The 2,733-nt window shown below is 67.1% G+C and carries 3 protein-coding genes; 2 read left to right on the forward strand and 1 reads right to left on the reverse strand.

Going from position 1 to position 2,733, the window contains the following annotated elements; genetic code table 11:
* A partial coding sequence (locus CAPSK01_RS07440; RefSeq protein ID WP_273703259.1) for an SUMF1/EgtB/PvdO family nonheme iron enzyme occupies positions 1–1,007 on the forward strand: 1,007 nt, incomplete at its 5' end.
* A gap of 91 nt (positions 1,008–1,098) precedes the next feature.
* On the opposite strand, the gene CAPSK01_RS07445 is transcribed toward CAPSK01_RS07440, so the two are convergent.
* Entirely contained in the window at positions 1,099–2,163 is a 1,065-nt protein-coding gene (locus CAPSK01_RS07445; RefSeq protein WP_034924553.1) for a reverse transcriptase domain-containing protein, read from the reverse strand.
* A gap of 151 nt (positions 2,164–2,314) precedes the next feature.
* On the opposite strand from CAPSK01_RS07445, the gene avd reads away from it, so the two are divergent.
* Entirely contained in the window at positions 2,315–2,707 is a 393-nt protein-coding gene (gene avd / locus CAPSK01_RS07450; protein WP_273703260.1) for a diversity-generating retroelement protein Avd, read from the forward strand.
* The last annotated feature ends 26 nt before the right edge of the window (positions 2,708–2,733 follow it).

Consider the following 2,733-nt stretch of genomic DNA (forward strand, 5'->3'; position numbering starts at 1 on the left):
CGGCAGCGATCGAGTGGCGAGAGAGCGGCGAGGCGCTGCGCGCCGAGTGCGCGGGCCGCATCGTCGGCCTGTTGGGCGACGCCGAGGCGCTGGCGAAGTCGCGACCGACGGTGCGCGCGCGTGCCGGTGACCGGCTGGCGCAACTCGGCGATCCGCGTTTCGATGCGCAGCGATTCTTTCTGCCGGCCGACGACGGGCTCGGCTTCGTGCGCGTTGCCGCCGACCCAGGGTTTATGATCGGCACGCGACCAGGCGACAGGGGACGGGTTTCGCGGATCGCCGGTTACAAGCTTTCCGACAACGAGATCAACGACACGCTCACGCCGACATCGGAGTTCTATATCGCGCGCTATCCGGTGACCGTCGCCCAGTTCCGCGCTTTCGTCGAGGCGACGGGATACGCGATCGGCGACAGGGACGCCTTGCGCGACCCGGACAGCCGGCCGGTGCGATGGGTGAGCTGGCACGAGGCGCTGGCCTGGTGCCGCTGGCTCAACGAGGTACTGGCTACTTCCGGAGTTTTCGCGGGCCATCCGATCGCCAGCTTGGTGCGCGAACACGCTTGGCGGGTCGCTTTGCCGAGCGAACTCGAGTGGGAAAAGGCGGCGCGCGGCGGCCTCATCGGCGCGGTTTTCCCGTGGGGAGACCTGGCCGATCCCGAACGGGCCAACTACGGCGAAGCGGAGATCAACGACAGCTCGGCGGTCGGCTGCTTCCCGGCGAACGGTTTCGGTCTGTACGATCTGGCTGGCAATGTCTGGGAATGGACGCGCAGCCTGTGGGGCGACGGCTGGGAGAAGCCGACCTTTGCCTATCCCTACGATGCGAACGACCCCCGGCGCGAGGCGCTGGATGCTGCCGATGGCATTCTACGGGTCGTGCGGGGCGGCTCGTGGTTCGATCCTCGGGTCTTCGCCCGCTGCGCCTACCGCAGCAGGGATCACCCTGGCGGTCGGAATGGCTATAGCGGTTTCCGGGTGGTGTTGCGTTCTTCCCCTGTTTCTTGACTCTGTCCTCTGCTCCCTCTGGCCTCTGTCACTCCGGGTACTCCGACTCTGGAGGGGGTGCGGGGGAAACTTCCCCCGCCGCGCCGGGCGGCTATTTGGCGCGGCGTCCGGGGATCGGATGCGCCGCGAAGAGGTGCTTGCGCAAGCCCCAGGTGTCGGCGTAGCGGACGTGATTGATCCAGCCGCGCACGCTGGCGTCGAGTTCGGCGAAGGAGATCGACCCCGCGCGATACGCGTCGAGATTGCCGCTCAGCCGGCGCGTGAAGTTGACTGCGTTGCGCCGCTTGAGCAGACGATGCGTCGGGTACACGACGAAGCCGAGCCAGGGGATGCCGCAGCGCGTCGGCAGCACCTGCGCCTCGCTGGCGTGGATCGTCAGCCGCTCCTGCGCCAGGCGGGCAATCAGCGCCTCCTTCCATTGCCACAGCGTTTTCCGGTCGTCGCCGAACAGCGCGAAGTCGTCGACGTAGCGCAGGTAGGCGCCACAACCCAGTTGGCGCTGCACGAACCAGTCGAAGTCGTCGAGATAGACGTTCGACCAGAACTGCGAAGTCAGATTGCCGATCGGCAGGCCGCGTGGTCGGCAGGCGGCGAGCAGGTCGTCGCCGGGGAAGTACACCGGACTGTACTCGTCGGCCAGCACGCCGGCGCCGCTGTCGAGGATGAGGCCGGCCAGCCACAGCAGATCCGGATCGTCGACCACGCGCGCCAGCTTGCCGCGCAGGAGATCGTGGTCGAGCGACGGGAAGTGCTGCACGATATCGGCGCGCAGCACGTAGCGATAGCGCCGCGCATGGTGCTGCAACCGCTCCACCGCCCGGTGCGTTCCCTTGCTGCGGCGATTGGCGTAGCTGTCGGCGATGAAACTCGCCTCGAACAGCGGCTCGATCACCTGGCACAGGGCGTGATGGACGACGCGGTCGCGAAACGGCGCGGCACTGATCTTGCGGCGCTTCGGCTCGTGAATGAAGAAGTGGCGATAGGCGCCGGGGCGATAGGTCTTGCCGCGCAACTCGTCCTGCACGATCACCAGTCGGTCAGCCACTTGCTGTTCGAAGGCCGCCGCGCTGCCCTTGCGGCGCTTGCCGCGCGCGGCGACGGCAAAGGCCCGCCAGAGATTGTCCCATTCGGTGACGGCGTCGAAGAGCTCAGCCATCGTCGGACCACGCCGACTTGGCGACACGGCTCGCCGCCGCGCGATTCGCCTGCGGTCCCGGCGAACGGAGCCGCTTCATCGCTTCATCGCTTCATCGCTTCATCGCTTCATCGCTTCATCGCTTCATTCTTCCTGCCCGGAGTTGCCCATAATGCCCACCACAAAAGAACTGGTGATCTTCACCCAGACCTACGACCTCCTCACTTGGCTCCTGCCGCACTGCGAGCGCTTCCCGAAGACCCAGCGCTTCGTCGTCACCCAGCGCCTGCAGGCGGCCGCGCTCGATTTCCAGGAGGCGATCTTCGAAGCCAACACCCGCCACGGTGCTCAGCGCCTGCAGCATCTGCAGGCTGCCGACGCGCAGCTCAACAAGCTGCGACTGTACTTGCGGCTGGCCCGGCAATGGGATTGGCTGAGCAGTGGCCAATACGAGCACGTCAGCCGCCTCGTCGCGCAGGTCGGCCGGCTGCTCGGCGGCTGGATTCGGCAGACCGCGTCCGGCAGGCCCGGTGTCTCCGGTCGCGAGGCCGAGGAGTTTTCCTGACCCAGTGCATCCCGGTGGCGGGAGCC

The organism is Candidatus Accumulibacter vicinus, assembly GCF_000584955.1.
GTDB lineage: Bacteria > Pseudomonadota > Gammaproteobacteria > Burkholderiales > Rhodocyclaceae > Accumulibacter > Accumulibacter vicinus.